This is a genomic window from Micromonospora sp. NBC_00617, assembly GCF_045161355.1.
In the GTDB taxonomy this organism is placed as follows: domain Bacteria; phylum Actinomycetota; class Actinomycetes; order Mycobacteriales; family Micromonosporaceae; genus Micromonospora.
Window position 1 is genome coordinate 6,924,194 of record NZ_CP107751.1, and the last position, 25,777, is coordinate 6,949,970.

24 protein-coding genes are annotated in these 25,777 nt (G+C 73.6%); 18 read left to right on the forward strand and 6 right to left on the reverse strand.

Annotated features, from left to right (window positions below; all coding sequences use genetic code 11):
- The first annotated feature begins 212 nt into the window (after positions 1–212).
- Together OG505_RS32215 and OG505_RS32220 are read left to right on the forward strand one after the other, a co-directional pair.
- Positions 213–551: a hypothetical protein gene (locus tag OG505_RS32215; protein WP_405429743.1), complete on the forward strand. Its 339-nt coding sequence runs from the start codon at positions 213–215 to the stop codon at positions 549–551.
- Entirely contained in the window at positions 548–955 is a 408-nt protein-coding gene (locus OG505_RS32220; RefSeq protein ID WP_405429745.1) for a hypothetical protein, read from the forward strand. Before OG505_RS32215 ends, OG505_RS32220 begins: the two co-directional genes overlap by 4 nt.
- A gap of 53 nt (positions 956–1,008) precedes the next feature.
- On the opposite strand, the gene OG505_RS32225 is transcribed toward OG505_RS32220, so the two are convergent.
- The 3 genes from OG505_RS32225 to OG505_RS32235 all read right to left on the reverse strand — a co-directional run bounded on the left by OG505_RS32225 (position 1,009) and on the right by OG505_RS32235 (position 3,550).
- A complete protein-coding gene (locus OG505_RS32225; RefSeq protein ID WP_405429747.1) occupies positions 1,009–1,833 on the reverse strand; it encodes an ABC transporter permease in 825 nt (274 codons plus the stop codon).
- Positions 1,830–2,765: an ABC transporter ATP-binding protein gene (locus OG505_RS32230; protein ID WP_405429749.1), complete on the reverse strand. Its 936-nt coding sequence runs from the start codon at positions 2,763–2,765 to the stop codon at positions 1,830–1,832. Before OG505_RS32230 ends, OG505_RS32225 begins: the two co-directional genes overlap by 4 nt.
- A 140-nt stretch (positions 2,766–2,905) precedes the next feature.
- Positions 2,906–3,550: a hypothetical protein gene (locus OG505_RS32235; RefSeq protein WP_405429750.1), complete on the reverse strand. Its 645-nt coding sequence runs from the start codon at positions 3,548–3,550 to the stop codon at positions 2,906–2,908.
- A gap of 151 nt (positions 3,551–3,701) precedes the next feature.
- On the opposite strand from OG505_RS32235, the gene OG505_RS32240 reads away from it, so the two are divergent.
- From OG505_RS32240 to OG505_RS32280, 9 genes are all read left to right on the forward strand, one after another.
- Positions 3,702–4,475, forward strand: coding sequence for a GNAT family N-acetyltransferase (locus OG505_RS32240; protein ID WP_405429752.1), 774 nt, complete (start codon positions 3,702–3,704; stop codon positions 4,473–4,475).
- Positions 4,472–5,410 (forward strand): lysophospholipid acyltransferase family protein, encoded by a 939-nt coding sequence (locus OG505_RS32245; protein WP_405429753.1) that lies wholly within the window; start codon positions 4,472–4,474, stop codon positions 5,408–5,410. Before OG505_RS32240 ends, OG505_RS32245 begins: the two co-directional genes overlap by 4 nt.
- A gap of 102 nt (positions 5,411–5,512) precedes the next feature.
- The gene (locus OG505_RS32250; protein ID WP_405429755.1) at positions 5,513–6,337 is read left to right on the forward strand and encodes a DUF4097 family beta strand repeat-containing protein; all 825 of its coding nucleotides are present in this window, start codon (positions 5,513–5,515) and stop codon (positions 6,335–6,337) included.
- Positions 6,334–6,945: a PadR family transcriptional regulator gene (locus tag OG505_RS32255; protein ID WP_405429757.1), complete on the forward strand. Its 612-nt coding sequence runs from the start codon at positions 6,334–6,336 to the stop codon at positions 6,943–6,945. Before OG505_RS32250 ends, OG505_RS32255 begins: the two co-directional genes overlap by 4 nt.
- Positions 6,946–7,029: 84 nt before the next feature.
- Positions 7,030–7,731: a response regulator transcription factor gene (locus OG505_RS32260; RefSeq protein WP_030336721.1), complete on the forward strand. Its 702-nt coding sequence runs from the start codon at positions 7,030–7,032 to the stop codon at positions 7,729–7,731.
- Positions 7,728–9,278 carry a sensor histidine kinase gene (locus OG505_RS32265; protein WP_405429760.1) on the forward strand — a complete coding sequence of 517 codons (1,551 nt, stop codon included), beginning with the start codon at positions 7,728–7,730 and terminating at the stop codon, positions 9,276–9,278. Before OG505_RS32260 ends, OG505_RS32265 begins: the two co-directional genes overlap by 4 nt.
- 62 nt (positions 9,279–9,340) lie before the next feature.
- Complete coding sequence (locus OG505_RS32270; protein ID WP_405429762.1) at positions 9,341–10,957, forward strand: trypsin-like peptidase domain-containing protein; 1,617 nt, start codon at positions 9,341–9,343, stop codon at positions 10,955–10,957.
- Between the two features lie 186 nt (positions 10,958–11,143).
- On the forward strand, positions 11,144–11,800 hold the full coding sequence (locus OG505_RS32275; protein WP_405434847.1) for a BON domain-containing protein: 657 nt from the start codon (positions 11,144–11,146) through the stop codon (positions 11,798–11,800).
- A 157-nt stretch (positions 11,801–11,957) separates the two neighbouring features.
- A complete protein-coding gene (locus tag OG505_RS32280; protein ID WP_405434849.1) occupies positions 11,958–13,013 on the forward strand; it encodes a glycosyltransferase family 4 protein in 1,056 nt (351 codons plus the stop codon).
- A 15-nt stretch (positions 13,014–13,028) separates the two neighbouring features.
- Here the strand turns inward: OG505_RS32280 and OG505_RS32285 are convergent, their stop codons facing one another.
- The gene (locus tag OG505_RS32285) at positions 13,029–14,543 is read right to left on the reverse strand and encodes a protein kinase domain-containing protein (RefSeq protein ID WP_405429764.1); all 1,515 of its coding nucleotides are present in this window, start codon (positions 14,541–14,543) and stop codon (positions 13,029–13,031) included.
- A 157-nt stretch (positions 14,544–14,700) separates the two neighbouring features.
- On the opposite strand from OG505_RS32285, the gene OG505_RS32290 reads away from it, so the two are divergent.
- From OG505_RS32290 to OG505_RS32320, 7 genes are all read left to right on the forward strand, one after another.
- On the forward strand, positions 14,701–15,534 hold the full coding sequence (locus OG505_RS32290) for a patatin-like phospholipase family protein (RefSeq protein WP_405429766.1): 834 nt from the start codon (positions 14,701–14,703) through the stop codon (positions 15,532–15,534).
- Positions 15,534–16,538 carry a 1-acyl-sn-glycerol-3-phosphate acyltransferase gene (locus OG505_RS32295; protein ID WP_405429768.1) on the forward strand — a complete coding sequence of 335 codons (1,005 nt, stop codon included), beginning with the start codon at positions 15,534–15,536 and terminating at the stop codon, positions 16,536–16,538. Before OG505_RS32290 ends, OG505_RS32295 begins: the two co-directional genes overlap by 1 nt.
- A gap of 83 nt (positions 16,539–16,621) precedes the next feature.
- A complete protein-coding gene (gene cutA / locus OG505_RS32300; protein ID WP_234590601.1) occupies positions 16,622–16,942 on the forward strand; it encodes a divalent-cation tolerance protein CutA in 321 nt (106 codons plus the stop codon).
- 47 nt (positions 16,943–16,989) lie between these two features.
- Positions 16,990–20,457 carry an SCO7613 C-terminal domain-containing membrane protein gene (locus OG505_RS32305; protein WP_405429770.1) on the forward strand — a complete coding sequence of 1,156 codons (3,468 nt, stop codon included), beginning with the start codon at positions 16,990–16,992 and terminating at the stop codon, positions 20,455–20,457.
- 133 nt (positions 20,458–20,590) lie between these two features.
- Entirely contained in the window at positions 20,591–21,643 is a 1,053-nt protein-coding gene (locus tag OG505_RS32310; RefSeq protein ID WP_405429772.1) for a fatty acid desaturase family protein, read from the forward strand.
- Between the two features lie 125 nt (positions 21,644–21,768).
- Entirely contained in the window at positions 21,769–21,924 is a 156-nt protein-coding gene (locus tag OG505_RS32315) for a 4a-hydroxytetrahydrobiopterin dehydratase (RefSeq protein ID WP_405429774.1), read from the forward strand.
- Positions 21,921–23,075 (forward strand): FHA domain-containing protein, encoded by a 1,155-nt coding sequence (locus tag OG505_RS32320; protein ID WP_405429776.1) that lies wholly within the window; start codon positions 21,921–21,923, stop codon positions 23,073–23,075. Before OG505_RS32315 ends, OG505_RS32320 begins: the two co-directional genes overlap by 4 nt.
- A 52-nt stretch (positions 23,076–23,127) precedes the next feature.
- On the opposite strand, the gene rocD is transcribed toward OG505_RS32320, so the two are convergent.
- The gene (gene rocD / locus OG505_RS32325; protein WP_405434850.1) at positions 23,128–24,342 is read right to left on the reverse strand and encodes an ornithine--oxo-acid transaminase; all 1,215 of its coding nucleotides are present in this window, start codon (positions 24,340–24,342) and stop codon (positions 23,128–23,130) included.
- Positions 24,342–25,157, reverse strand: a complete 816-nt coding sequence (gene ddaH / locus OG505_RS32330) for a dimethylargininase (protein WP_405434852.1) — start codon at positions 25,155–25,157, stop codon at positions 24,342–24,344. The genes rocD and ddaH overlap by 1 nt, the downstream gene beginning before the upstream one ends.
- Positions 25,158–25,777 lie beyond the last annotated feature (620 nt).

Below are 25,777 nucleotides of genomic sequence, written 5' to 3' on the forward strand. Positions count from 1 at the left end.
CCGTCGCGTCCAGGTGATGGATTACGGACAGGACGACTCCCAGGCTACGCCGTACGGATCGCGCAGGCATTTCCGCCTCGGCCGGGTGGCCGGTTTCACAGAAGATGCCAGAAGTTCACCAACCCCTGCGCGACCCGTCACCGGCTGCTAGAGCCAGATTGAGTACCGGTACGGATGTCCCCGCGCCGACGCCGTCCGCGAGGATCGGGCGCATGGATCAGCACGGGGCAGGGGGGCGCTACGGCCGGAGCATGGCGGTGGCGTCCGGTTGGTACGTCACCGCGATCGCGGCCATGGCGGTGGGCACGACGAGCGTGCCGAGCGCGCCGCAGGACGACTGTGCGGCCTGGTTCAGCTGCCTGTCGCCGGGCGAGTCGCTGGTGTTCGTCGCTCTGGTGTGGGGCACGCCGGTGCTCCTCGGGCTGCTGGTCGTGACGGCGCTGGTGACCGCGCTGGTCGTCCGACTCGTCCCCTCGGCGGTGCTCGCGGGCACCACCTCCGCGGCGCTCAGCGTCGGGGTCTGCGCCGCCGTGTACCTGGGTCGCTCGTGAAGCGGCTCGGCCTTGGCGGGCTCTTCTTCGGCTGGCTCTACGGGGTGCCGTTCCTGCTGCTGGTGGGCCTGATCCGGCGCATGTCCAGGCCGTACACGCCGAGCGCGGACGAGGCGCAGGCGTTCGGCGCGACCACGGACGCCCTGCTGACGACCGGGCTTCTGCTCAACGGGGTGCTTCCGGTGCTCGGCCTGCTGCTGGCCGGATGGGCCGGGGAGGCCCTCTGGCGTCGGCACTTCGCCTGGGCGTTCGGCGGGACGGCGCTGCTGTACGTGGCCGTCGCGCTGGTCGGCAGCATGGCCACCAGTTCGCTGATCGGGCACGTCCCCGCCGACCTGGAGCCCGACCCGGTGGTCACCCAGTGCATTCCGATCAGCGGCGGCCGGGGCTGCCCGGGCGGGTGAGGGGCCGACCCGGGGTGGCGGCCGTGCCGCCGCCACCCCGGGACTCGCGTCGGTCAGGAGATGTCGCGCCGGCGCATCAGCAGGGTGCCGACCACGCCGGTGACCACCGCGTATCCGATGAGCACCGCGGCGCCCGCCCAGCGCGGCGGGTTACCCGGGATGTCCGCCCCGGTGACCATCAGCGACGAGGCCAGCGACGGCACCAGCAGTTGCAGGTTGTTGATCCAGTCGCCCCAGCGGCTGGCCAGGATGCTGATCACCAGGATGGCGCCGATCGAGCCACCCAGGTAGAGCAGGATGCCGGTCACGGTGGCGCCGATCTGGCTGCGGATCAGCACGCCGATGCCGACGCCGAACACCGCCCAGAGCAGGTACGCGAGCAGGTTCAATCCGATCGCCCGCCAGGCGGCGTCGTTGCCCAACTGTGAGTCCATCCCGACGGCGCTCAGCACCGCCGAGCCGGCGATCAGGTTGAGCACGGTGGTGACCAGCCAGAACAGCAGCGCCAGCACACCTGCCGCGACCAGCTTGGCGATCATCACCGCGGTGCGGTGCGGTGCGGTGAGGAACGTGGTGGTGACCGTCTGGTGGAAGAACTCGCTGGTCACCACGATGATGCCGAGCAGCATCACGATCAGCAGGCCGAAGAACTGCCCGGTGGTGAACAGGTTCGACGAGAGCGCGTCCGGGGTGGCCGCGGCTTCGAGCTGAGCGGCCTGCTCGGAGGACAGGTCCTGGATGGTGTTGCTGGTCAGGGCGTCGGCCTGCAACCAGTTGATGAGCAGCGTGAGCGCCCACAGCGGCAGGCTGATCAGCGCGAACACCCACCAGGTGTTGGTGGTACGGATCTTGAGCAACTCGGATCGGACGAGGTTCATCGGATACCCGCCTTTCCGGCCGTCAGCTCCAGGAAGACCCGTTCCAGGTCGGGCCGTTCGGTGGTCAGTTCGTGCAGCTCCACGCCCGCGGCCAGGGCGGCCCGGCCGATCGTCGGGGCGTCCACCCCGGAGACCAGCAGGACGCCGTGCTCGTCGGTCGTGACGGTGGCCGACTGCGCCTTCAGCGCGGTGGTCAGCGCCTCGGCCTGCGGGGTGCGGACCCGCACCTGGGCGCCCTGCGCCATCGACCCGAGCACCTGCTCGACCGGACCCTGCCGGACGAGCTGCCCGGCCGCGATGATCACCACGTCGTCGGCGAGCAGCTGCATCTCCGACAGCAGGTGGCTGGAGACCAGCACCGTACGGCCCTCGTGGGCGAGGTTCTTGAGGAACCCGCGCATCCACCGGATGCCCTCCGGGTCCAGCCCGTTGGCCGGCTCGTCGAGGATCATCACCCGGGGGTCACCGAGCATCGCGGCGGCGATACCGAGCCGCTGCTTCATGCCGAGCGAGTAGCCCTTGAACTTGCGCTTCGCCGCCGGGGTCAACCCGACCAGCTCCAGCGCCTCGTCGGCCCGCGATTTGGGCAGACCGGCCGCCGCGCAGATCACCCGCAGGTGGTTGATGCCGGTGCGGCCCTTGTGCGCGCTGGACGCCTCCAGGATCGCGCCGACGTGCCGCAGCGGGTCGGCGAGATCGGCGTAGCGCTGGCCGCTGATGGTGGCCGTGCCTGCGGTCGGCGTGACCAGGTTGAGCAGCATGCGCAGCGTGGTGGTCTTACCGGCGCCGTTCGGGCCGAGGAAGCCGGTCACCCGCCCCGGTGCCACGGTGAAGGACAGGTTGTTCACCGCCCGCACGTTCTTGTACTGCTTCGTCAGACCGGACACCACGATCTGACCGTCGCTGGTGGGGCTTCGCTGCCCGTCAGTCATCGTTCTCCTCCCGTGTGGCGTCGAGGTACGCCGTGGCACAGCGTGACGGTACCGAGCAACAAGGTCAATCAGGCCCGGTCCCTACGGCGTGGTCCCCCGTTGGGTGGAGGCGTCTCCTCCCTGCGGAGGACGGCGGGGCCTCAGCGGGCGATCCAGGTGGCTCGGGCCACGCCGAGCAGCGCGCCGTCGGGGCCGTACAGGCTGGTGTGCACCAGCGCCTTGCGGCCGTCGACACCGATCAGCGCGCCGGTCACCACGCACTCGTCGCCCGGCGCCGGCCGGGCGGTGACCACCGCGGCGATCCGGCCGAGCAGGTACGGGCGGCCCGCCGCGAGCACCGTCCAGCCGCCGGGGCAGTCCAGCGCGGCCCAGACCGTGGCGTCGCTGACCTGCTCGGGCGCGCGAAACGGCGCGGCGGTCCGGCCGTCCGGCAACCGGCCGGGGAAGATCCGCAACCCGTCGTTGCGGCGCGGACCGCAGACGAAACACTCGGGGTACGGATGCTCGACGAACCCGGGGTAGCGGGTGGATGCCTGCACTGCCGTCTCCCGGTCGACCGGCGGCACGACGGCGTCCACGGCACCGGCGGGCCGGACCTCGGCCACCAGTTCGCCGGCCGGATCCCGGACCTCGCCGTCGATGAGGCTCAGCGTCGTCTCCAGCGGCGGTGGCCGACGCAGCGTCACCTCCACCGGTCCGGGGCCACCCTCGGCGGCGAAGAGGCCGGCGCTCCAGCCGCCGTTGCCGGAGCCGGTGGGCCCGTTGTAGCGGGACTCGATGCGCATGGGCGACCTCCGTGTGGCGTGGGGCGGCGCCGTCGCCGGCCCGTTGGGCAGCCTCGCACGGACCCGGTCGGAGGCATCCGCCGGCCGGCGTTCATCCGGTCGACACCAGTGGTGCGATCCGATGGCAACCCGAAGCATTTACACAGATCCCATGGCCGTTCTGCATGTCGCTGGCGCACCCCTGACGACCAGCGGATACACCCTGCTGATCGCCGACGACCCCACCCAGGTCGCGGCCGCGCAACGCCTGCGCCACGAGGTGTTCGCCACCGAGTTGGGCGCCACCCTCGCACCCGGCGGCGCCGGGTTGGACGTGGACCCCTTCGACGCCCACTGCGATCACCTCATCGTCCGCGAGGACAGCACCGGGCAGGTGGTCGGCACGTACCGGCTGCTGCCGCCGGGGCGTACCGACCGGCGGTACGCCGAGGACGAGTTCGACCTCGGCGCCCTGGACCCGCTCCGCGACGACCTCGTCGAGGCCGGCCGGTCCTGCGTGCACCCGGACCACCGCTCGGGCGCGGTGATCAACCTGATGTGGGCGGGAATCACCCGCTACCTGCACCTGCGCGGCTCCCGCTGGCTCGGCGGCTGTGCCTCGGTGCCGGTCGACGACGGTGGTCGGACGGTCGCCGGGGTCTGGGCCCAGGCCCGGGCCCGGCACCTGTCGCCGCCGCCGCTGCGGGTGCGTCCGCTGCGCCCGTGGTTCGCCGAGCCGGCCGCCGCCCCGGCCGCCACCACCGGCCCGGCCGCTCGCGTGGCGGTGCCGCCGCTGCTGCGCGGTTACCTGCGCCTCGGTGCGTGGATCTGCGGTGAGCCCGCGTACGACCCGGACTTCGGGTGCGCGGACTTCTACGTGCTCTTCTCCCTGGACCGGATGAACCCGCGCTACCTGCGGCACTTTTTGGGCGGGGACCAGCGGTGACCGTCGGAGCGCGGGACCTGTGGCGGCCCTTCTCGGGCTGCGACGACGACTGCCTGCCGGCGGCCGGCGAGGTGCCCACGGTGCCGGTGGTCCGCCGGGTGCTCCGGTTGGTCGCGGCGAGCGGGATGTTGCTGGCCGGGGTGGGAGTGGCGGTGCTGCTGCCCGTGCTGCCGACGCGCGAGCGGCAGGCGGTGCTGCGCGGCTGGGCCCGCGGCACCGTTCGCGCGTTCGGCGTCCGGTTGGTGATCAAGGGCCGGCTGCCCCGGCGACGCGCGCTGCTGGTCGCCAACCACGTCTCGTGGCTGGACATCCTCGCCGTCCTGGCGGTCGCTCCCACTCGCATGGTGGCGAAGCGGGAGATCCGGTCCTGGCCGGTGGTCGGGCTGCTCGCCGCGGCGGCGGGCACGGTCTTCGTGGACCGGTCCCGGCCGCGGGCCCTGCCGGCCACCGTGCGCCGGCTGGCCGACACGCTGCGCGCCGGCCGGTCGGTCGCGGTGTTTCCCGAGGGTACGACCTGGTGTGCCGGGGACGGCGCGGACGGGTGCCGCCCCGAGGGTGGCTTCCGGCCCGCGATGTTCCAGGCCGCCATCGACGCGGGCAGTCCGGTGGTGCCGCTGCGGCTCGGGTACCGGTGCGACGCCACCGGAGCGGTCACGACGGCCGCCGCCTTCCTCGGCGCGGACACCCTGCTGCGCTCGGTCGCTCGGGTGGTCGCGGCGCGGCAACTGGTGGTCTCGGTGACGATCACCGCCGCGCTGCACCCGGCTGGCGACGCCGACCGGCGGTTGCTGGCCCGGGTCGCCGAGTCGGCCGTACACCTGGTGCCTGGAACGGGTACCGCGAGGCGGGCCCGGCTGCTGCCGGTGCCCACCCTGACCGCGGCGGATCCCGTGCTGTCGCCGACCGACGGCCGGGACCTGGATCTGGCGGCCTGAGAGGAGGGGAGGGGCGACTCGCGACAGTCTTGTGTGTCGCGATGTATCGCGTTATGGTTTCCTCGTCGGCGCGCGTGGGCGCGTCGTCGAGGGGAGGACGTCATGGCCGGATGGACTGTCGACAGCCCGCAGCGGCTCACCGTGGACGGCCCGGTCACCCGGCTGGACGTCCGCCTGATCAGTGGACGACTCAACGTGGTCGCCACCGACGGCCCGACCCGGATCGACGTCACCCACGTCGGCCGTCGACCTGTCCTGATCGACCACTCCGACGGCCGGCTCAGCATCCGTCAGGAACGCGGCCACGGCTGGTCGGAGGTCCTGCGGTGGTTTCAGATGATCCACCGTTATCCGCGGGTGGACGTCTCCGTCGCCGTGCCCGCCGATGTCCTCGCCGACCTGGACCTGGTCTCCGGGTCGCTGGTCGCCTCCGGCCTGCGCCGGCAGACCACGGCCCACGTCGTCTCCGGCCAGATCACCCTGATGGGTCTGCGCGGCAACACCTCCGCGAAGATCACCTCCGGGCCGGTGGAGGCGCTCGGCGTACGCGGTGACCTCACCCTGGAGACCGTCTCCGGGGAGGTGATCCTCGCCGACAGCGGCGCCGACCGGGTACGGGCGCAGACCGTCTCCGGCGCCATCACCTGCGACCTGGACAACCCCCGACGCAGCGAGATCCAGCTCACCACCATCTCGGGCAGCATCACCGTCCGGGTCCGCGAGGACAGCGACCTCGCCGTCCGGCTGAACACCGCCTCCGGCCGGATCACCAGCGGCTTCCCGCAGGTGCGCAACTCGCGATTCCCGCTTCCGAGCAGCGAGGGAGTGCTCGGCGCCGGCGAAGGTAAGCTCTGGGCCTCCGCGACGTCGGGGAGCATTTCGCTCCTCGCCCGACCGGTGGCCGCCGACGAGGAGGAGTTGCCGTGACCGCCGTGTTCAGCCACGGGCGGCTCCGGCTCTACCTGCTCAAGCTCCTCGACGACGGCCCCAAGCACGGCTACGAGCTGATCCGTCTCCTGGAGGACCGGTTCCTCGGGCTCTACGCGCCCAGCGCCGGCACCATCTACCCCCGGCTGCAACGGCTGGAGGCCGAGGGGCTGGTGAGCCACACCGCCGCCGGGGGGCGCAAGACGTACGCCATCACCGACGCCGGCCTCGCCGAGCTGCGCCAACGCGCCGGTGAGCTGGCCGCGTTGGAAGCGGACATCGCGGCCTCGGTGGCGGACCTCTCCACCCTGGCCGGCGAGATCCGCAGCGAGGTTCGCGGCTCGACGCGCGACCTCAAGCGGGAGCTGAGCGAGGCCACCCGGCAGACCCGGCGTACGCGGTGGGAGCCGCCCGCGTCGTCCTACCGACCCCCGCCGGCCGACGCGCCGCGCGCCGCCCTGCTCGACGAGTTCGACAAGCGGCTGGCCTCGTTCACCGCCGAGGTGAGCCGTCTGGCGCGGGCGCGGCAGTTCAACGACACTCAACTGCGCACGGCGATCCGGCTGCTCGACGGCGCCCTGGACGGGCTGCGCCGGCTGTTGCGCTGACGCCCGCCCGGTCGCCCGGCGACTCACAGGGTTTTTCCAGCAAGCGTCCAGCGCCGGTGCAGTGAGGTCACCGATGATGGGGCCATGCCCGCTACCCAGACCGAGGCGCGACTTCTCGTCGTCGAGGACGACCCCAACATCCTCGAACTCCTCTCCGCGAGCCTGCGCTTCGCGGGCTTCGACGTGGCCACCGCGACCAGCGGCAGCGCGGCCCTCAACGCCGCCAAGGACCACCGGCCCGACCTGGTCGTGCTCGACGTCATGCTGCCGGACCTGGACGGCTTCGAGGTCATCCGGATGCTGCGCGAGGGCGGCACGCGTACCCCGGTGGTGTTCCTGACCGCCCGGGACGCCACCGACGACAAGATCCGCGGGCTCACCCTGGGCGGCGACGACTACGTCACCAAGCCGTTCAGCCTGGAGGAGCTGACCGCCCGGATCCGCGCCGTGCTGCGCCGCACCACCACCGGCGAGCAGGCCCCGTCCCGGCTCACCTTCGCCGACCTGGAGCTGGACGAGGAGACCCACGAGGTGCACCGGGCCGGGCAGCGGGTGCAGCTGTCACCAACCGAGTTCAAGCTGCTGCGCTACCTCATGCTCAACGCCAACCGGGTGCTGTCCAAGGCGCAGATCCTCGACCACGTCTGGAACTACGACTTCCGTGGTGACGACAACATCGTCGAGTCCTACATCTCCTACCTGCGACGCAAGGTCGACACCACCCAGCCCCGGCTGATCCACACCCTCCGCGGCGTGGGGTACGTGCTCCGCAAGCCGGCAGCGTGAACCCGGTCGCGCAGGCGAAGGGACGGCTGCGGGGCGTACCGCTGCGGGTCAAGCTGGTGACCGCGGTGCTGCTGCTCGTCGCCGCCGCGCTGCTGGTGATCAGTTCGCTCACCACTGTCTTCCTGCGCAGCTACCTGGTCGCCCAGGTCGACACCGAGCTGACTGGTTACGCGCGCACCATCGAGAACGCTGTCGTCACCCCACAGCAGGGCAGTCTGGGGGTGCCGACCGACTACCTGGTGGTCATCATCAGCCCGAACAGGCCCCAGATCGTGATCTACGACGACAAGCGATTCGTCCCGGACGACCTGCCACCGTGGCCGTCGGACGCCGCCGGTTTCGAGAAGTTGGAGGGTAAACCCTTCAACGTCACGGCCCGGGACAGCAAGGTGCGCTGGCGGATGCGCTACATCGAGCTGCCCAACGGTCAGCTCGCGGCCATCGGTCAGCACCTCACCGACGTCGACCAGGCGGTGAAACGCCTGGTCTGGATCGACCTGCTGGTCGGCGGATCGGTGCTGATCATGCTGGCCTCGGTGGGCGCGGCGATCGTCCGGACCAGCCTCAAACCGCTCGTGGAGATCGAACGGACCGCCGCCGCCATCGCCGGCGGCGACCTGACCCGGCGCGTGCCCGACCCGGAGGAGGGGCAGGCCGAGCCCACCTCGGAGCTGGGCCGCCTGTCGCGCGCGCTGAACGCGATGCTCACCCAGATCGAGGCGGCGTTCACCGCCCGGGCGGCCTCGGAGACGGCGGCCCGCTCGGCGGAGAGCAGCGCCCGGGACGCGGCCGCCGCAGCCCAGGCGTCCGAGGCGCGGGCCCGACGTTCCGAGGAGCGGATGCGGCAGTTCGTGGCGGACGCCTCGCACGAGCTGCGGACCCCGCTGACCACCATCCGTGGCTTCGCTGAGCTGTACCGCCAGGGCGCGGCCCGCGCGCCGGAGCAGACCGCCGGGCTGCTGCGCCGCATCGAGGACGAGGCCGCCCGGATGGGTCTGCTGGTGGAGGATCTGCTGCTGCTCGCCCGGCTGGACCGGGAACGCCCGCTCTCGCTGGCCCCGGTGGAATTGCCGGTGCTGGCCTCCGACGCCGTGCAGGCGGCTCGCGCGGTCGCCCCGGACCGGCGGATCGAGCTGGAGATCGAGCCCGGTTCCGGCCCGCTCGTCGTCTACGCCGACGACGCCCGGCTGCGGCAGATCATCGGCAACCTGGTGACCAACGCGCTGACCCACACCCCGCCGGAAGCCGACGTCAGCGTGCGTCTGCGCGCCGAGACGGGCAACCTCGCCGTCGTGGAGGTGGTCGACACCGGCCCCGGTCTCTCCCCGGAACAGTCCGAGCGGGTCTTCGAGCGGTTCTACCGGGCCGACGCGGCCCGGACCCGACGGGCCGACGGCAACACCGGCACCGGCCTCGGCCTGGCCATCGTGGCGGCGCTGGTCGCCGCCCACCACGGCTCGGTCGAGGTGCTCGAGACACCCGATGGCGGAGCCACCTTCCGGGTCCGGCTGCCGCAGGTGCCCAAGGGCGACGACCTGGGCGAGTGACTTTCAGCCAACTTCCAGGACGGTTGCAGGTTGATTGCAGTGCCGGGGGAGAAAGTAGTCCCATGACCGAGTTCGAGTCCGACCCGCAGCGCCGGCCGGCCCCCACCGACGCCGAGCCGTCGCACCCCACCGCCGAGCTGCCGCGCGACGAGCGCGCGCAGTCCGACTCTCCGACCACCCCCGTTCCGATCGTCTCGACCGACGGGGACACCGCGCCCACCGTCGCCACTCCCGCCGTGCCCGCCGCTTCCGACGGACCGACCGGGTCCGCCCCCCACACCGGGCAGCCGACCGGGTACGAGCCGCCGACCGTGGGCCAGCCCACGGGGTACGAGCCGGCCGCCGCCGGTGCATCCGCGCCGCCGTACCCGGTCTCCGGCCACCCGGCGCCCGGCCACTCCGGCCAGCCTGGCTACCCGGGCCAGCCCGGCTACTCCGGTTACCCGCAGCCGGCCGCCGGCCAGTACCCGGGCGCCGGCTGGCACGCGGGCCAGCAGTCCGGCTGGGCCGGCGGGGGCCAGCCGGGCGCGGCCTACCCACAGCACGCGCAGCACCAGCAGCACCCGGGGCAGCCCGTGCCGCCCTGGGGTCCGCAGGCCACGCCGCCCGGCTCCGGGCCCCGACCGAGCCGGGTCGCCAAGTTCGCCGGTGCCGGCGTCGCGGTGTTCGCCCTGATGCTCGGTTCCGGCGTGGCCGGCGGGGCGCTCGCGCTCGCTCTCGACGGCGACAACGGTGGTATCACCCGCACCTACTCCGCGGCTCCGGTGATCAACGGCGCCGACCTGCCGAAGATCGCCGCGTCCGTACAGGACAGCGTCGTCTCCATCGCCACCGACAGCGGCGAGGGCTCCGGCGTGGTCCTCAGCGCCGATGGCTACGTGCTGACCAACAACCATGTGGTCGCCTCCGCCAGCGGGGACACCGTTCAGGTCGTCTTCGCCGACGGCAAGAACGCCCGGGCGAAGATCGTCGGCACCGACCCGAAGACCGACCTGGCCGTGGTCAAGGCCAACGGGGTGAGCGACCTCAAGCCGGCCACGTTCGGCGACAGCGACGCCATGCAGGTCGGCGACCAGGTGCTCGCCCTGGGCAGCCCGCTCGGCCTCCAGGGCTCGGTGACCGCGGGCATTCTCAGCGCCCGGGACCGCACCATCCGGGCCGGCGAGGGCCAGCAGCAGGAGCCGAACCAGCAGAGCCGAGCCGTCAGTTCGATCTCCGGACTGCTCCAGACCGACGCGCCGATCAACCCCGGCAACTCCGGTGGCGCGCTGGTCAACACCCGGGGTGAGGTGATCGGCGTCAACACCGCCATCGCCACCTCGGGGCAGAGCACCGGCAACATCGGCGTCGGCTTCGCCATCCCCAGCAACAAGGCCAAGGACGTCGCCGGCAAGCTCCAGCGCGGCGAGAAGGTCAGCCACCCGTCGCTCGGGGTCGGCGTCAACCAGGCCGAGGGCGGCGGCGCGCTGGTCGCCTCGGTCACCGCGGGCAGCGCCGCCGAGAAGGCCGGCCTGCAGCGTGGCGACGTGGTCACCCGCTTCGGCGACAAGGTGATCAACGACTCCGACGACCTGGTCGGCGCGGTGCAGGCCGGCAAGGTCGGCGACCGGGTCGAGGTGCACTTCAAGCGCAACGGCGCCGAGAAGACGGCCACGGTGACGCTCGCCGAGACGTCCTGACCGACAACTGAACCTGCCTCCTCCCTCCGGCGGCGGGTGGCGGGGCCGAGGGGGTCGGCTCCGTCACCCGCCGCTCTTTTCCGCCCGGACGGCGGTTCACCCTCTCGGGGTGAACCGCCGTCACCCGTGCGCCCGGCACGGTCGGCAGGCGAGCCGGCGAGCGTACGGGGGTGGGCTGTGAGCGGGGTGGACGTCGACGACGAGCGGATCCAGCGCGAAGTCCTGGCCGAGCTGGCCTGGGATCCGCGGCTGCGACCGAACGAGATCGGAGTGACCGTCGACCAGGGGGTGGTCACCCTGACCGGGTTCGTGGACGGCGCGGCCCGTGCGTGGGCGGCGGCCCGCTGCGCCCAACGGGTGCGGGGGGTACGCGTCGTGGCCGACCAGATCGAGGTGCGGCTGCCGGGGACGCCGGGGCGTACCGACGGCGATATCGCCCTCGCCGCGGCCCGAGCCCTGGAGTGGGACAGTTTCGTGCCCGCCGAACGGCTGGACGTCACCGTGGCCAACGGCTGGTTGATGCTGCGCGGCGAGGTCGAGTTCGGGTGGCAGCGCCGGGCCGCCGAGGGGGAGCTGCGCCGGCTGGACGGCGTACGGGGAATCACCAACCTGGTCGAGGTGCGGCCGTCGGCGCCACCGGCCGGCGAGCGGCTGCGGCAGGACGTGCGGCGTGCCCTGGCGCGCACGCTCGGCGCGGAGCGGGTGACGGTGGAGGTGGACGGCGACACGCTGGTCCTCGCCGGGGTGGTCCGCTCGTGGTGGGAACGGGACCAGGTGGAGCGGGTGGCGTGGTCGGCGCCGGGCGTACGAGTCGTGCACGACCAACTCCTGGTCGGCGGGTAAGCGTCCGTCTTGTCCGGTTTACCGAAGGCCGGGTGGGGAAACCGCCGCGGACCGTGCCGACCGACGGCGATACCCGATCGGGGTTCAACGGGGAGGACTCGTGGCCGTGAACCACCCGCCCGCCGACCGCTCGCCGCAGCGGTCGTTGCGCATCGCGATGGTGGTCCCGCCATGGCTGTCCGTGCCGCCGCCCGGCTACGGCGGCCTGGAGCAGGTGGTGGCCTGCCTGGTGGACGCGTTGACCGCGCACGGCCACGCGGTGACGCTGTTCGGTGCCGGCGAGCAGCACGGCACCGCCGCCAGCGGATTCGTCTCCACTGTCGCCCAGGTCCAGTACGAGCGGCTCGGCGAGTCACTGCCGGAGCTCGCGCACCTGGCCCGGGTGAACCGCATGATCACGCCGGCCGACTTCGACGTGATCCACGACCACACCACGATCGGCCCGCTCGTGGCCGGCCGCCGGTCCGTGCCGACGGTGGCGACGGTGCACGGCAACCCGGTGGGGGAGTACGGCGACGTGCTCGGCGACGCCGACGAGGACGTCGCCCTGGTGGCGATCTCGCACGCCCAGCGTCGACTCAACACGGGTCTGCCCTGGGCCGGCACCGTGCACAACGCGCTGGACCTGCGGGGCTTTCCGCGCAAGACCGCGCCCGGCCCCGGGCCGGTGCTGTGGCTGGCCCGGTTCAGCCCGGACAAGGGCCCGGACATCGCCATCCGCGCCTGCCGGGAGGCCGGCCTGCCGCTGCTGCTGGCCGGCAAGTGCAACGAGCCGGCCGAGCGGCGCTACTACGAGCAGGTCGTCGCGCCGCTGCTCGACGAGGACGTGTCCGTGGTGCTCAACGCCGACCGCGCCCAGACCCTGCGGATGCTCGTCGACGCCCGCTGCCTGATCATGCCGATCCAGTGGGAGGAGCCGTTCGGCATGGTGATGTTGGAGGCGATGGCGACCGGTACGCCGGTGGTCGCGCTGGACCGGGGCGCGGTGCCCGAACTGGTGCGGCCCGGACTCACCGGGCTGGTCTGCGGGCAGCCCGACGAGCTGCCCGCCGCTCTGCTGGCCGCCCGGGAGCTGGACCCGCACGACTGCGTGGCGCACGTCGCCGAGAACTTCTCGGTCGAGCGGATGGCGTACGGCTACGAGGACGTCTACCGGCGCTTCGCCCTCGGGCGGCCCGCCGTCCGGGAGACAGCCCCCGCCGCGGTCCGCTGACGGTGTCGCCCCGGGTCAGACCCGTGCCGCGCCCAGCTCGGCGATGGCGGCGTCCAGCCGTTGTGCGTACGCCGGGCTGATCGCCCCCTCGCCCAGCCGGACCGTGACCTTCTCGCGCAGCCGGGCCACCGGTCGGGCCAGCTCGTCCCGGTCGGACCCGGCGGCGGCCAGCAGGTTGCGCAGCTCGTTGCGCAGGTCGAGGCCGACATCGCCGCGGATCTCCCCGTCGCGCAGGCCGGCGTCGATCAGCCCGTCGACACGGTTGGCGGCCTCCACGAGGGTGCTCGGCTCGCTGGTGGGCGCACGGGTGGCCGGTGGCGACGACGGTGCCAGGGTCGGCCGGGACGGCTCGGTGGTCGGCGGGTCGGTCGGCGGGTCGGTCGGCGGGTCGGTCGGCGGGCCGGTCGGTGCGGGCGTCACCGGGCCGACCGACGGCTGGGCCCGGCGATCCGGCTGCTGGTCCGGCAGCAGCGCCGCACCGGCCAGCGCCACACCGACGGCCAGCACCACCGGGATCAGGACCAGCAGCGTCATCTGCCGGCGGGACCGGCCGGGCCCCGCTCCGGACGGCGCCGTCACGTCGTGCACCGGCGGTGCCGTCGCGTCGCCCGCGTGCGCCGTCCCCGCGACGCTCATCGGCGGGGTCGTCGGCAGGGCCAGGGTGGGCACCCTGATCGTGGCGGTCGGTGGGTCGGGCGGCAGGACGTGGCCGCGCAGCGCGGTGGCGAGCTGCCGGGCAGTCGGCCGCTCCGCCGGGTCTCGCGAGAGGCTCCGCAGGCAGATCCGGGCCACCGGCGCGGGCAACTCCGGCACGGTGGCCAGGGTCGGCGCCGGGCCGTCGGCCAGCGCGGCGCTGAGCTGCTCCCAGGTGTCCGCCGGGTACGGCACCCGGCCGGTCAACGCCTCGTACAGCAGAACGCCGAGCGAGTAGACGTCGGTGGCCGGCTGGGCGGGTGCGCCGTCGAGCCGTTCCGGGGCCACGTACGCCGGGGTGCCGAAGGTGCCGCCGTCCTCGTCCTCGTCCGGTGCGCCGATCCGGGTGGCGATGCCGAAGTCGAGGACCTTCACCCCCATCGCGGTCATCATGACGTTGGCCGGCGTGATGTCGCGGTGCACGATGCCGAGCCGGTGGGCGGCGGCCAGCGCGTCCGCGACCTGGGCGCCCACCTCGACCGCCTCCGGCCACGGCAGCGGGCCCTCGGTGAGCCGCAGCTCCAGCTCCTCGCCGCTGAGCAGCTCCATCACCACGAACGAGGTGATGGACCCGTCCGGGTCGACCGTCTCGCCGTAGTCGTGCACCGACGTCACGTGCGGGTGCACGAACTGGGCGGCGGCGCGCGCCTCCTCCCGCACCATGTCGCGGAACCGCGCGTCGGCGGCGAGCGACGGCGCGAGCACCTTGAGCGCCACGACGCGGTCGAGCACCTCGTCCCGCGCGCGCCAGATCACCGACATGCCGCCGGCACCGATCTGGTCGACGAGTCGGTACCTGCGGGCCAGCAATCGGCCCGGATGCAGCGCTGTCTTCACGGATCGCACCTGCCCTCGGGGGTGGGAGCGGTATCAGGTTGCGCGAATGTGTCCAGCCTGTCAACGCCGATGGTCGACGGACGATGGCCGGGGTGCGTCCCCCGGCTGGTGGACGGCGGCCCACTGGTGGTCGGCGGGCGCGTGCCAGGATGGGGACATGGCGGGGGGACCGGTGGCGTTCGTTCTCGGTGGCGGCGGGGTGCTCGGCGCCGTCGAGGTGGGCATGTTGCGGGCCCTCTTTCGCGCCGGCATCCAACCCGACATGGTGCTCGGCACGTCCATCGGCGCGGTCAACGGCGCGCTGGTCGCCGCCGACCCGTCCGAGGCGGTGACCGACCGGCTGGTTCGCCTCTGGGCCTCACCCGAGGCCAGCGAGGTGTACGGCGACTCGGTCGCCCGGCAACTGCGCCGCTTCGCCGCCCGCACCCACCTGCACTCGCCCCGGCCGCTGCGCCGACTGCTGGAATCCGAACTGGGCGTCGACACCACCTTCGCCGACCTGCGGGTGCCGTTCCGCTGCTGCGCCGCGCACATCGAGCGGGCCGCCGAGCACTGGTTCTCCAGCGGCCCGGTGGTGCCGGCCGTGCTGGCGTCGGCCTCGGTGCCGGGCCTGCTCCCGCCCACCGAGATCAACGGCGCGCACTACGTCGACGGCGGCATCGTCAACTCCATCCCGATCGGCGAGGCGGTGGCCGCGGGCGCCGGCCAGATCTTCGTCCTCCAGGTGGGCCGGATCGAACGGGAGCTGACGCCACCCCGGCGGCCGTGGGAGATCGCGCAGGTCGCGTTCGAGATATCCCGCCGGCACCGCTTCTTCCGTGAGATGGCCGCGCTGCCCGAGGGGGTGGAGGTGCACGTCCTGCCGACCGGTGGGCTGAACCCACGCGACGACACACCGTGGGCGTACCGGGACGTGGCGGCGGTGGGACGGCGGATCAGCCGGGCGTACACCGCTTCGCGCCGCTACCTCGCCGCCCACGTGGAGCGTTGATGCCGCTGCCCCCGAGGTGGCTGCGGCGGCTGCTGATCGCCCCCGGCGTGGTGCTGCTCGCGATCGCCGTGGTGACCACGCTGCCGGTCTGGGCGCTGCTCGCGGCAGCCGCCTCGCCGCTGGTCCCGGGCCGGCTACGCCCCCTGCGCCTGCTCTGGATCGGCTGCGTCTACCTGGTGTGGGACGCTGCCGCGCTGCTCGCGCTGTTCGTCCTGTGGCTGGCGTCCGGGTTCGGCTGGCGCAGCCGGTCCCCGGCCTTCCAGCGTGCGCACTACGTGCTGGCCGGCTGGTTCCTGCGGGTGCTGTTCTGGCAGGCCCGCTGGTCGCTGCGGCTGCACATCGACGTGGTGGGCACGGACCCGGACACCGCGCTGCCCGGCCGGCCCGAGCTGGTCCTCTGCCGGCATGCCGGGCCGGGTGACTCGTTCATCCTCATCCACGGTCTGGTGAACTGGTTCAACCGGGAGCCGCGGATCGTGCTCAAGGACAGCCTCCAGTGGGACCCGGCGATCGACGTGCTGCTCAACCGCCTGCCCAACCGGTTCATCGCGCCCACACCGGAGCGCGGCGAGGAGACGGTACGCCAGGTCGGGCACCTGGCCACCGGCCTGGACGACAACGACGCCTTCGTGATCTTCCCGGAGGGCGGCAACTTCACCCCCAAGCGCCGACTGCGGGCCATCGCCCGGCTGCGTTCCCTCGGCCTGGAACGGATGGCGCAGCGCGCCGAACGGATGCGCCACGTGCTCGCCCCGCAGCCCGGCGGGGTGCTCGCCGCCCTGGACGCCGCCCCGGACGCCGGGGTCATCTTCGTCGCCCACACCGGACTCGACCGGATGAGCACGGTCGCCGATGTGTGGCGGGAACTGCCCATGGACAAGCGGATCGTGATGCGGTTCTGGTCGGTGCCCCCGGAGGAGGTGCCGACCGGCCGGCAGCAGCGCATCGACTGGCTCTTCGACTGGTGGGCGCAGATTGACACGTGGATCGCGACCAATCGGTGAGCGTGAGGAGTGCAGCGAAGCGGAGCCCCGCAGTCGCGAACGAAAAGCGGGCTCAGCACCTCGTCGCCGCGTAGGGTGCGCTCGTGGACCAGATCTGCGTGGTGACGACGGTGGTGGATGCGCGTTCGGTTGCGGACGTGCTGGCGGCCGCGGCCGTCGCCGGGCGGCTCGCCGCCTGTGCCCAGGTCGGCGGTCAGGTGGACAGCACCTACTGGTGGCGTTCCGGGGTGGAGACGAGCACCGAGTGGTCCGTGCAGTTCAAGACCGCGCCGGATCGATTGGCCGCGCTGGTGGACCAGATCCGGGCCAGCCACCCGTACGAGGTCCCGGAGATCCTGGTGTCGCGGGTGGACAGCGGCGATCCCGGGTACGCGGCCTGGGTGCACGACCACACCCGACCCTAGGTACGCGCACTCTGGGCCGTCCGCCGCCGGTTTTCGATGATGACCGGGTGGACGACACCCGCTATCCCTGCCCCGCCTGCGGCGCCCCGGCCGACCTGAACGCCGGTTGCGCCGGCTGCCGCCGCCCGCCGGACCGAATCGCGGCCGAGGTGATCCGACTGGGGCGGGAGATGGCCCGGCTCGGTCCGGAGGTGGAGCGGGCTCACCGGACGTACACCGAGTTGGCCGGTCTGTTGGCGGCCACCTCGCGGCGGCGGGCCGAGCTGGCGGCGGTTGTCCGCGCGGGGCGGGCGGCGGGGGCGCCGGTCGTCCGCGCGGGGCTCGCGGCGGGGGCGCCGGTCGTCGGGCCGGCACAGGTCGTCGCGTCGACGCCGCGCGTTGGCGCGGTGGAGCACGCGCCGCCCGGCGCTGCGGAGACGTCGACCCGGACGGTGCAGGGGCTGCTGTTCGTCCTGGGTGGACTGCTGCTCGGCACCGCGGCCGTGGTCTTCACCGCGGTGGCCTGGGCGTCCGTGGGGGTCGGTGGCCGGGCGCTGATCCTGGCGGCGGTCACGGCGCTCGTCCTGGCCGGCCCGCTGCTGGCGGTCCGTCGGGGGTTGCGGGGCACGGCGGAGACGTTCGCCGCGGTGGGGCTGCTGCTGGTGCTGCTGGACGGGTACGCCGCCTGGTCGGTGGACCTGGGTCACGTGACCGGTTGGCCGGGCACCCGGTACGCCGCGCTGGTCGGGGGGGTCAGCGCGGCGTTCTTCGTGGCGTACGGCCGGTTGAGCGGCTTGGCCGGGCCCTGGTTCGCCGGCCTCGTGGTCGCGCAACCGGTGCTGCCGTTGCTCGCGGCGCAGGCCGAGCCCGGCGCGGACGGCTGGGTGCTGGTGCTGCTCGGGGTGGCCGTGCTGAATCTGGCGGTGCTGGTCGCGCTGCGCGATCAGGGAGGCGCGCGTCGGCTCGCCGGTCGGGTGCTCGCCGGGGTGGGTCACGTCGGCGCGCTGGTCGGCGCCGCCGCGTGTGCGTTGGTGCCGTTGGTGCTGGGGCGGTCGGCGGGGTCGCCGCTGCTGGCCGGCGTGCCGTTGCTGCTGGTCGCGGTGACCGGGCTCGTCGCGGCGTTGCTGGTCGGCGGCGCGGCGCTGCGGGCGGTGGCCGCCGGGCTGCTGGTTCCGGTGCTCGCCGCCGCGCTGCTGCGTCCGGTGGGTGAGCTGCGGCCGTCGTTGCTGCTGCTCGCGGCGGCGACTGTCGCGCTCGTCCTGGCCGGGGCGGTACGGCTGCTGCCGAGCGGCTGGCGTACCGGGCCGCGCGCCGGCGCGCTGCTGGTCGCGGCCGGCACGGCGCAGGTCGCCGTGGTGATCGCCGGTGTGCTGGCGCTCGCCGCCGCCGGTCGGTCGCTGCCGCCCTGGCACGGGGCCGGGTGGGGGCCGGATCTGAGCTGGGGTTGGCAGGTGGCGCCCGCCGTGGCGCTGGCGCTGGGCGCGACCGCGTCGTTGCTGCCCCGCCGCGCGTGGGCGGGGCTGGCCACGGCCGGCGCGGTGGTGGTGCTGTTCGCCGTGCCCGTCGGCTGGACGGCGTCGTGGGCGACGGTGGTGGCCGTGGACCTGGCCGGTGGGGTCGCTCTGGTGCTCGCCGTACTGGCCCGCCCGATGACCCGACCGGCCACCCTGCTCGGCTGGGCGGCCGGCGGCGCCGTCCTGGTCGGGCACGCGCTGCTGGTGGCCCTGGCCGATCCGCTCGGCGTCGTGGTGGTGCTGGGCATCAGCACCGTGCTCGGGGTGGCGCTGGCGGTGCGGGCGGCCGACGGGCCGTACCGACGGGTGGCGGGTATCGGTCTGCTGGCCGCGCACCTGGCGCTGCCCGCCATCGCCGCGGTGGCGCTGTTCGCGGCCGGCGCGCAGCCCTGGTGGCAGGCCCGGGCCGCGCTGATCGCCGCCGGGCTGTCGCTGTTCGCGGCGCTCGCGGTGCGTCGCCACCGGGTCGGCCTGATCGAGTACGCGGTGCCGGGCGGCGTGGTCGCGGTGCTCGCGGCCGGGGTCGCGCCGCTGGTGGCGGCGGGGAACGAGCCGGTGACGCCGTACGCCGCGCTGGCGGCGCTGGGCATCGCCCTCGTCGCCCGCTGGGGCCTGCCGGCGCTCGGCGACGAGCCGGACGGCCCCGGGCAGCGGACGGCCGTCGGGGGGCCGTCGGCGGCCGGGGGTCTGCTGAGGGCGTCGGGTGTCGTGCTGGCGGGGGTCGCGGTGCTGGCCGCGCTGCCGACGATCCTCATCGCCCTCGTCGTCCCGTACGGCGTCCCGGGGCCGGTCTGGTCCGGGGCGCCGACCGCGACCGCCGATCGGGGGCTGTTCCCCACCGGGCTGGCGCTGGTCGCGTTGGCGGTGGCCGCGGCGCTGGCCGGTCGGCGGGTGCGCCCACCGCTGCTGGCCGGCCTGCCGTTCGCCGCCGCCGCGCTGCCGGTGCTGCTCGTCGCGATCGGTGTGCCGTGGCCGGTGCTGCCGGCCGCCACCCTGCTCGCCGGGGTGTCCGCGCTGCTGCTCGCCGCCCTGGTGGCGCCCCGCCCGGCGCTCGCGTGGATCGCCGTGCCCGTGGGGGCGGTGCTGGCCGCGGCGGGCGTGACGGTGCTCCTGGCCACCCGGTCCGGCACGCTCGCGGCCGAGGGCGCGCTGCTGGTGACGGCGGTGGTCGTCGCCGTCGGGGCGCGGACGGTCGAGGCGCGCGTCGTCGGGAGCCTGGCGGCCGTGGGAGCGGCGTGCGCGCTGGCGGTGACCGCTCCGCTCGCGGGCGGGCTGGGGTTGCGGGCGGCGGCGTACCCGCTGCTGGGGGTGGCCGTGCTGGTCCTCGCCGCCGCGGCCACGACCAGCCGGCGGCGGGCGCCGGTCGGGCGGGTGCTGGATGCCGCCGCACAGGCGGTGGCGGGGGTGGCCGCGGCGCTCACCGTCGAGGTGGCGCAGCAGTTCGCGACCGTCTGCGTGCTGTGGGGCGCGGCCGTCGCGCTGCGGCTGCTGCGCCGGGGGGAGCCGGCCGGTCGTCGGTGGCGGTTCGCCGCGATCGCCGGGGGCAGCGAGTTGCTCGGGGCGTGGGTGCTGCTCGCCGCCGGCGGGGTGACCGTGCTGGAGGCGTACACGCTGCCGGCGGCGGGGCTCGCCCTCGGCGCGGGCCTGCTGGCGTTGCGTACCCGGTCGGGGCTGACCAGTTGGCCGGCGCTCGGCCCGGGGCTGGTCGCGGCGCTGCTGCCGAGCCTGGTGTCGGTGCTGGCCGGGCCGGATCCGCAGCCGTGGCGGCGGTTGCTGCTCGGCGCGGCGGCGCTGGGCGTGGTGCTGGCCGGCGCCAGCCGCCGATGGCAGGCCCCGGTGCTGCTCGGCGGTGCGGTGCTGGCGTTCCTGGCGCTGCACGAGATCGCCCGTGGCTGGGACCTGCTGCCCCGGTGGATCTACCTGGGCGTCGGCGGGCTGGCGCTGATCGCGCTGGCGGCCAGCTACGAGCGGCGGCGTCGTGACCTGGCCCGACTGCGCGCCGCGGTGGCCCGGCTGGGCTGAACCGAGGCCGGGGGTAGGGCCCGCCCTACCCCCCATCCGGGGGTTGTCTGGGTTACTCAGCGCAATCAATGCGGGGAGACTGACATTGACCCCGAACCACCCCGGTTCGGACGCAAGCGGAACGGGAGCAGTAATGGCGCTCGGAGCGGTGGCGGAACCGCCGGTACGACGGCGGGGTAGTGATTACGCACAGTTGTCCCGACGGATCAGTCAGGCCGGCCTGCTGGAGCGGCGCCCTGCCTCGTACGTCGCCCGCCTCGTGCTCACCTTCGGCGCCTTCGTGGCCGGTTGGGTCGCCGTGTTCCTGGTCGGCGACTCCTGGTGGCAGGTGGCGCTCGCGGCCGTGATGGCGGTGGCCACCACCCAGGTCGCGTTCCTCGGTCACGACGCCGGGCACCGCCAGATGTTCCGTCGACGCGGCCCCAGCGAGGTCGTCGGGTTGGTGGCCGGCAACGCGGCGGTGGGGATCAGCTACGGCTGGTGGGTCGACAAGCACAACCGGCACCACGCCAACCCGAACCACGAGGACGAGGACCCGGACGTCGGCGCGGGCGCCCTGGTGTGGACTCCCGAACAGGCGCTGGAGACCCGGGGCGCACACCGCTGGATGGCCAGCCGGCAGGCGTACCTCTTCTTCCCGCTGCTCTTCCTCGAGGGTCTGAGCCTGCACGTGGCGAGCATCCGGGCGATCATCGGCCGGGAGCAGAGCGGCCGGTACGCGACGCCGATGCGGCACCGCGCGATCGAGGCGGGGCTCCTCGTCGCGCACACCGTCGGCTACGTGGCGCTGCTGCTGGCGGTCATGTCGCCGGGCAAGGCGCTGCTCTTCGCCGCCGTGCACCAGGGGCTGTGGGGCCTCTACATGGGCTGCGCGTTCGCGCCGAACCACAAGGGCATGCCGATGCCGACCGCCGAGGACGAGCTGGACTTCCTGCGCAAGCAGGTGCTGACCTCACGCAACGTGCGGGGCAGCCGGCTGGTCGACACCGCGCTGGGCGGGCTCAACTACCAGATCGAGCACCACCTGTTCCCGAACATGCCCCGGGCGAACCTGCGCCGGGCGCAGCCGATCGTCCGCGCCTACTGCGTCGAGCAGGGCATCCCGTACGCGGAGACCGGGCTGATCGAGTCGTACCGGCAGGCACTCGGCCACCTGCACGAGGTGGGCCGGCCGCTGCGCGGCTGAACACGGCTGACGTGAGACCGACAGGCGGGGCGGCATCGGGTGATGCCGCCCCGCCGGCGTCCGCGTGCGTCAACTGGGCGGTGGCGCGTACGGCTCGCTGGACGCGCCCCCGGTAGGGTCTGGTCATGGCAGACCTGCTCACCGCGGACGCGGTGCGAGAAGAGCTGGGCGGATGGCGGACCCTGACCTTCCGCTGTGTCACGCACTCGGCCGGCGGGGTCACCCACCGGGACATCGAGCTGGCCCGGCGGATCGACGACATCGTCCGGAGTGCGGCATGAGATTCGAGATCAGCAAGGTTCTGGACGCCATCGAGGGGCGGGTCTGCACCGACCCGTCGCTGGCCCGGGCGGTGCTCGACCTGGCCGAGATCATCCGCTACCAGGACATCGACGGTGGCCGGCCGGCGAGCCTGCTGCGCCTCGGCATGGTCATCGACGCGCTCTCCCGCGAGTTGGAGGAGGACAGCGTCCAGGTGTACGCGGTGGTGCACCGGGCGCTGCTCTCCGACGCCGACCTGACCTCGAATGAGCGGATGGTGGTTCGCCGCTGGGCCGACGACGGGCTCGTCGAGGTGCTGGACAACCCGGGTGACCGGATGCTGGAGGTCGCCGACCTGCTCGGCCTGCCGGTGCTCAGCCGGGTGCGTTTCGACGGGCTGCGCGGGCGGTTCCCGTGGCTGGTCGAGCAGCCGGGCCGGGTGGTCGCCCCGGTGCCGGGCGCGGGTGGGCCGGTGTTCATCGCGCACGTGGGTGGCGGGCACGCCCCGGTGGCTGGCAAGCGTTCGCCGACCGGTGCGAAGCTGCTGGCCCGGCAGTGGCGCTGCCCCGAGTCGGGCTGCGCGTTGTTCGGCGGCGGTGGTGGCGGTGGCGCGTTCGCCGACCTGGCCGGAGGAGCGGACCGCAGCCCGGCCGCGCAGCCGCCGCCCTCGCTGCGCAACGGTGTGCCGACCTGTCCCCGACACGGCGCACGCCTCGGTGACGGCGGCCCGCGTCCGCGTGCGGAGGTGCTCGCCGTGCGCGTCGGTGGCCTGGTGCGGCGGCGGTTCGTGCTGAGCGAGGAGCAGCCGGTGGTGGCCGGTCGGGCACCCGAGCAGGACGGCGGGATCATGCTCGGCCAGTGGCTCAACGACGAGGCCCGGCGCTGGATCAGCCGGGGTCACGTCCGCTTCGAGCTGCGGGTCGGCGAGGTCATCGTGACCGACGTCAGCACCAACGGTTCCGGCATCCGGCCGGCCGGGTCGATGAACGAGGCGGACCGGATCCCGCTGGCCCCGCAGCAGTCCCGGGTGCTGGGCGAGAACGACATGATCGAGCTGTACCCGGGCGTGCAGATCGGCCGCGCCGAGGAGTTGCCGACGGGCGCACCGTTCACTCCCACGTCGGTGATGGCCGAGGCGCCCACGATGGCGATGCGCCTACCCCGCCCCTGACGCGGAAGGCGGGCGTCGGAACCCCGACGCCCGCCTGCTGTCCGATGCCGCGTCAGGCGGCCAGCACCTCGGCCAGCTGCGCCACCGCCAGGTCGATCTCCTCCTCGGTGATCACCAGCGGCGGGGCGAGGCGGATGGTGGAGCCGTGGGTGTCCTTGGCGAGGACGCCGCGCTGGGCGAGCCGCTCGCACGCCTCTCGGCCGCTCATCAGCGCCGGATCGATGTCCAGGCCGGCCCACAGGCCGCGTACGCGTACCCCGACGAGGCCCTTGTCGACCAGGGCTTCCAGGCCGGCCCGCAGCCGCTCGCCCAGTTCGGCCGAGCGGCGCTGGAACTCGCCGGTGGCCAGCAGCCGGACGACCTCGATCGCCACCGCGCACGCGAGGGGGTTGCCGCCGAACGTGGAGCCGTGCTGACCGGGCTTGAGCACGCCGAGCACGTCGGCGTTCGCGGCCACCGCGGACACCGGCACGATGCCGCCGCCGAGCGCCTTGCCCAGCAGGTACATGTCCGGCACGACGCCCTCGTGGTCACAAGCGAACGTCCGACCGGTACGCCCCAGACCCGACTGGATCTCGTCGGCGATGAACAGCACGTTCCGCTCGGTGCAGACCTGTCGTACGCCCGGCAGGTAGCCCTCCGGCGGCACCACCACGCCCTGCTCGCCCTGGATCGGCTCCAGCAGCACGGCCACCGTGTTCTCGTCGATCGCGGTGGTCAGCGCGTCCAGGTCGCCGTACGGCACGACCGTGAACCCCGGGGTGTACGGCCCGAAGTCGGCGCGGGCGTCCTCGTCGGTGGAGAAGCTGACGATGGTGGTCGTCCGGCCGTGGAAGTTGCCCTCGGCGACCACGATGTTGGCCTGGCCCGGGGTGACGCCCTTGACCTGGTAGCCCCACTTGCGGGCCACCTTGATCCCGGTCTCCACCGCCTCCGCGCCGGTGTTCATCGGCAGCACGAGGTCCTTGCCGCACAGCTCGGCCAGTTCCCGGCAGAAGTCGGCGAACTGGTCGTGGATGAACGCGCGGCTGGTCAGCGTCAGCCGATCCAGTTGGGCGTGCGCGGCGGCGATGAGCTGCGGGTGCCGGTGGCCGAAGTTCAGCGCCGAGTAGCCGGCCAGGCAGTCCAGGTAGCGCTTGCCGTCCACGTCGGTGAGCCACGCGCCCTCGGCCGACGAGATCACCACCGGCAGCGGGTGGTAGTTGTGCGCCGTCCAGCGCTCGGCGTCCCGGACCGCTCCCGGCGTACGCAGGATGTCATCCACGATCACTTGATTGCCTTTCCCTGACGGAGTCGCAGCGTGCAGCACTTCGGTCCGCCGCCGGCCTTACGCAGCTCGGACAGGTCGACACCGATGGTCTCGTAGCCCCGGTCGCGCAGCTTGGCGGCCAGGTCGGTGGCCTGCGCGGGCAGCACGACGTGCCGTCCGTCGCTGACCGCGTTCAGGCCCAGCACCTCCGCGTCGGCCATGGTGGCGTGCACCGCGTCGGGGAAGAGCCGGCGCAGCACGGCCTGGCTGCCGGGGGAGAACGCCTCCGGCAGGTACGCCACGGTCCGCTCGTCGAGCACGGTCAGCGCGGTGTCCAGGTGGTAGAAGCGCGGGTCGACGAGCTGCATGGTGATCACCGGGTAGCCGAAGACCTCCTGCAACTGGGCGTGCGAGGCGTGCGCCGTGCGGAAGCCGGTGCCGGCGAGCAGGTGGTCACCGGCCAGCAGGACGTCGCCCTCGCCCTCGTTGACGTGCTTAGGGTCGTACATCTCGAAGCCGGCGGCCTCGAACCAGGCGCGGTAGGCCGGCGCCTCGTCGGCGCGTTGCGGGTCGCGGAACTGCACGGCCATCGCCTTGCCGTCGATCACGGTGCCGCCGTTGGCGGCGAAGACCATGTCGGGCAGGCCGGGCACCGGAGTGATCTCCTCGACGGTGTGGCCCAGGTCCCGGTACGTCTGGCGCAGCTGTTCCCACTGCCGGACGGCCAGCGCGGCGTCGACCGGCGCGCTCGGGTCCATCCAGGGGTTGATCGCGTAGTCGACGGCGAAGTACGTCGGCCGGCACATCAACAGGCGCTGGCTGGTGGCGTCCATCGTCATTGTCCTGCTCCCAGGGGTCGGGCGCGCCCGGCCACCGTGGCCCACGGGCTGGCGCCGTTGCTCAACGCTATGCGGCCCCAGCGGCAGAATCCACCACCAAGAGTTGCGCAGACCGAACATTCGTTGCGTCTGAGCGGTCTGCGGCTGCGAATCGTTACGTCGAGGGTTGCGTGGACCGGGATTCGTGTTTCACGCCACCCCCACCGTGGGCCCGGTGCGCCACCTTTGCTCTGCTTCAACTGACGCAACGGTCAACGTCCGGAGAGCGGACGTGCGGTGTTGCGTGGGTTGAAGCAGAGCAAAGGGCGCGTGCAGTGCACGGCGGGATGCAAGGCACGGCGGGACGCAGGGGACGGCGGCGCGCAGGGCACGGCGGGCTGCAAGGCACGGCGGGAGGCGGTGCACGGCGGGACGCACTGCCGGGCGGGAGGCAGGGGACGGCGGGAGGCAGGGGACGGCGGGAGGCAGGGACGGCCGGGCCGGCGCTGGTCCGGAGGTGTCTCGTGTCGGGGCGGCGAGAGCCGCCGCCACCGGGAACTGCCAGGCCCCGGAAACACTTCAGGGGCGGCGAACCGCCGCCCCTGAAAGGGTGTTGCCCGGCCGGTGAACCACCG